Raw genomic sequence first — 3928 nt, forward strand, 5'->3', positions numbered from 1 at the left:
AAGACCTTCCTTTCCGCCATCGCCCTCGCCGCAACCGTCCTGTTCTGGCTTTGACGATCAATGAGTCTGGAGCCTAGGACACGCCTTATGTTCAAATACCAGCAGGTGAGATCATAATCTGGTAAAGTGCGTCCCTCAATATCATTTTTAATCACTCAGGCTCCTCCTTACGCCAGCCTGAACTGCCGTGATCCCCTCGCTCGTAGTTTGTAGGTCGCTGCAACCCCGATTGCTACCTCTGAAGCGAGCGCAAAGCGATCGTTGATGTATTCGGGTCCCAAAGGTAGCCTTCCGCCCCGTGCGTCGCATCCCCCAGCATGGTTCCTCCCGCGCGTGATCTGTATACGGGGGGGCTGAGCGCGGCAGTTTTCCAGCGTCTGGCCTTTTCGCCGGGGAAGCCACATGGAAGCCACGATCGCCCGCGCGCCAGAAATCTTGACTCATCTTCAAACACTTACGGGGCAGCCCGCGCTCGCCGGGTGGATTCCGGCGGGAATCCAGCGCAGCCACCCAGCAGAAGCCACTGGCCACCGAAGCCACCTCTCGGAGCCACGCGCGCCGCGCTTCGCAAGAAGGCCTTGATTCCAAGCGCGAAAATGGATTGACATTCCTAGCCCCCTTGACCTACCCCTTGATCATCGAAGAATTGCGCCCGGAGGATCACCCTCGCGGGCGCTTTTCATTTTCCCTCCCCCACATCCCGAGCCCCAACCCATGGACCTCGTCTTCGCGCCGAGCCAGATCGAAACCTGGCCGATTGCCCGGCTGCGCCCCTATGCCCGCAATGCCAAGATGCATGGCGACGACCAGGTGGCGAAGATCGCCGCCAGCATGGCCAAGTTCGGCTGGACCGTGCCCTGCATGGTGGCCGACGATGGCGAGCTGATCGCGGGCCACGGCCGGGTGCTGGCCGCGACCATGCTCGGCCTGACCGAGGTGCCTGTGATCCGGCTCAGCCATCTCGACGAGGCCGAGCGCCGCGCCTATCGCATCGCCGACAACAAGCTGACGGAACTGGGCGAGTGGGACGAGGCCCTGCTGCGCGACGAGATCGCGGGGCTCCTGGCCGAGGATTTCGATCTGTCCCTGCTCGGCATCAGCGACGACGACCTCGACGCTCTGCTGCGAGACCCCGAGGCTTTGGCCGGCGATGGCGCGGTCGAGGGCGAGGACGATGTTCCGGAGCTGCCAGTCACGCCGATGTCGGCAAAGGGCGACCTATGGCAGCTCGGGCCGCATCGGCTGATCTGCGGCGACAGCACCGCGGCCGATGTCGTCGGGCGGCTGCTGGGCGATGTGCACCCCCTGCTCATGGTCACCGATCCGCCCTATGGCGTGGAGTATGACCCGTCCTGGCGCAACGCCGCGGGCGCGGCCAAGACCAGGCGCACCGGCAAGGTGCTGAACGACGACCGCGCCGACTGGCGCGAGGCTTGGGCGCTGTTCCCCGGCGACGTGGCCTATGTCTGGCATGGGGCGCTGCATGCGGCGACCGTGGCCGACAGTCTGGTGGCCGCAGGCTTTGCCATCCGGTCGCAGATCATCTGGGCCAAGGACCGGCTGGTCCTCAGCCGCGGCGATTATCACTGGCAGCACGAACCCTGCTGGTATGCCGTGCGCGCCAAGGGCAAGGGCCACTGGGCGGGAGACCGCAAGCAGACGACGCTGTGGCAGATCGCCAACCGGGATCAGGACGCCGACACGGTGCACGGCACACAGAAGCCGGTGGAATGCATGCGGCGGCCGATCCTGAACAACTCGAGTACCGGTCAGGCGGTCTATGAGCCATTCATGGGATCCGGCACCACGCTGATCGCGGCCGAGACAACGGATAGGGTCTGCTACGGGGTCGAGTTGAACCCGGCCTATGTCGACGTGGCCATCGAGCGCTGGCAGTCATTCACCGGTCAAGAGGCCGTGCTGGCGGAGACCGGCGAGAGCTTCGCCGCCCTCAAGGCCAAGCGGCTGGCTGCATGACGACGCATCTGCGCCCGAGCCAGATTTCGTTCTGGCCGCTGGATCGGCTGAAACCCTATGCGCGCAATGCCAAGACCCACGATGCCGACCAGGTGGCCAAGATCGCCGCCAGCATGGCCGAGTTCGGCTGGACCGTCCCCTGCCTCGTCGCGGCCGACGGCGAGCTGATCGCAGGCCACGGCCGCGTCCTGGCCGCCGCGCAGCTCGGGCTGACTGATGCGCCGGTCATCGTGCTGGACCATCTGACCGAGGCACAGCGGCGGGCATACCGGATCGCCGACAACAAGCTGACCGAACTGGGCGGGTGGGACGAGGCGCTGCTGCTCGAGGAACTACGCGGGCTGATGGCCGAGGACTTCGACCTCGGGCTGATCGGGATCCCCGAGGACGAGCTGGACGCGCTGCTCCAAGATGCCGATGACAATCGCACGCCGATCGACGATGACGCGGCCGATGCGATCCCCGAGCCCCCGGCGGAACCGATCACAAAGCCCGGCGATATCTGGGCGCTGGGCGACCATCGCCTGATCTGCGGCGATGCCACCGACCCGGGTGTGGTGGCAAGGCTGATGGACGGGGCGCAGGCGTCGCTGGTGTTCACCTCCCCACCCTATGCCCAGCAGCGCGACTATGGCGCGGCGAAGGAAAAGCTCGGCGATTGGGATGCGCTGATGCAGGGCGTGCTTGCCGCGGCGCCCGTCACCGCCGATGCCCAGCTGCTGGTGAACCTCGGCCTCGTCCATCGCGACAGCGAATGGATCCCCTATTGGGAAGGCTGGGTGGACTGGATGCGCGCGCAGGGCTGGCGGCGCTTCGGCTGGTATGTCTGGGACCAGGGGCCCGGCCTGCCGGGCGACTGGAACGGGCGGCTGGCGCCGTCGCACGAGTTCATCTTCCACTTCAACCGCCACCCCCGGAAGCCCAACAAGACGGTCGCGAGCAAGCACGCGGGCGAGACCCTCGGCGGCGGCGGGCTGCGCGGGGCCGACGGCACTGTCCATCGCAAGGCCGGCTTCGGCAATGCGATCCAGAGCCACCGCATCCCGGACAGCGTCTTCCGCATCATGCGCCACAAGGGCGGGCTGGGCGCTGCCGGATCGCATCCAGCCGTGTTCCCGGTGGCGCTGGTCGAGGCGGTGCTAAAGGCCTTCACCGATCCCGGCGACCTAGTGTTCGAGCCCTTCTGCGGCTCCGGCACCCAGCTGATCGCTGCGGAACGTACCAGGCGGCGCTGCCGCGCGGTGGAGCTGGACCCATTTTACTGCGACGTCGCCGTGAGGCGGTGGGAACTGGCGACGGGGCGGACGGCCCTGAATGCACCCAAGTAACGTTTCAGGTTTAAGATTGCCTACATCAGCGCTTTGGAAGCTTGCGGTCAATCGCAACTTATGCGTGTATATACTTGAACTTGCAGCACGTCGACAGGGGCGAGGGTGAGTTGCCGTTCATGCCTCGCGGTGTTAGGGTTCGCTGCGATCGCAAATTATTACGATATTGGGATATTCGAGAAGCCGATGAGAACGACTTGGTTAGCCGCGGCGATCTTAGGGTATGGCTTGTCCCCTGCCCTGGCCTCGCCATCAGAAGTTTGCGCGCAGGCAGATGGCAGCCGTCTGATGTCTTTCGACCAGGCTTGGGATCTTGTTTCGGCCATTCCGAATATCCGGGACGAATTCGAGAGGACAGCCGACTTTGAAGAACGACAAGTTCAGGCGCTTACGGCAGTGCCTGAGATTGTCGCAGTACAGTTTCCAATTGATCGCGAGCACCTTCGGTATGATGCTGACGCTCAAGCCCTTCTAGTCCGTTCCTTCGCTCTTAGCAACATCGTTGCAGACAACCACTCTGCCGTCTTTGGCCCCTTCTCGGTCCTGGGCTCCAGACTCATTGATCGTCAAAGCCAGAACAGGACGGTTGCGGCGAGGGCGATGGCGGAAAGGAAGGTCTTGGC

The 3928-nt window shown here is 64.5% G+C and carries 3 protein-coding genes; all 3 read left to right on the forward strand.

Annotated elements, in window-relative coordinates; all coding sequences use genetic code 11:
* Positions 1–714: 714 nt before the first annotated feature.
* Positions 715–1977, forward strand: coding sequence for a site-specific DNA-methyltransferase (locus GH815_RS18460; RefSeq protein ID WP_153750190.1), 1263 nt, complete (start codon positions 715–717; stop codon positions 1975–1977).
* Positions 1974–3305, forward strand: coding sequence for a site-specific DNA-methyltransferase (locus tag GH815_RS18465; RefSeq protein WP_153750191.1), 1332 nt, complete (start codon positions 1974–1976; stop codon positions 3303–3305). Before GH815_RS18460 ends, GH815_RS18465 begins: the two co-directional genes overlap by 4 nt.
* A 105-nt stretch (positions 3306–3410) precedes the next feature.
* A partial coding sequence (locus tag GH815_RS19090) for a hypothetical protein (protein WP_211365130.1) occupies positions 3411–3928 on the forward strand: 518 nt, incomplete at its 3' end.

The sequence above is a fragment of the Rhodovulum strictum genome (assembly GCF_009649175.1).
Classification (GTDB): Bacteria; Pseudomonadota; Alphaproteobacteria; order Rhodobacterales; family Rhodobacteraceae; genus Rhodovulum; species Rhodovulum strictum.